Here is a 230-nt window from a genome sequence, read left to right on the forward strand (position 1 = left end):
GAAAAAAATTGGTTTTAAAGGCACATTATTAATTGAGCCAAAACCACAAGAGCCAACTAAGCACCAGTACGATTACGATACAGCAACGGTTGCAGGCTTTTTATACAAGCACGGCTTACAAGACGAAATTAAAGTAAACATTGAAGCAAACCACGCAACACTTGCGGGTCATAGCTTCCACCACGAAATTGCAGTTGCTTGCGCAGAAGGCATTATGGGTAGTATTGATG

1 pseudogene is annotated in these 230 nt (G+C 41.3%); it reads left to right on the forward strand.

Annotated elements, in window-relative coordinates:
• A pseudogene (locus AAEY57_RS21330) lies at positions 1-230 on the forward strand (xylose isomerase); the annotation flags it as partial.

Origin of the sequence: Pseudoalteromonas sp. MER144-MNA-CIBAN-0113 (genome assembly GCF_040308965.1) — a bacterium.
Lineage (GTDB): Bacteria > Pseudomonadota > Gammaproteobacteria > Enterobacterales > Alteromonadaceae > Pseudoalteromonas > Pseudoalteromonas tetraodonis.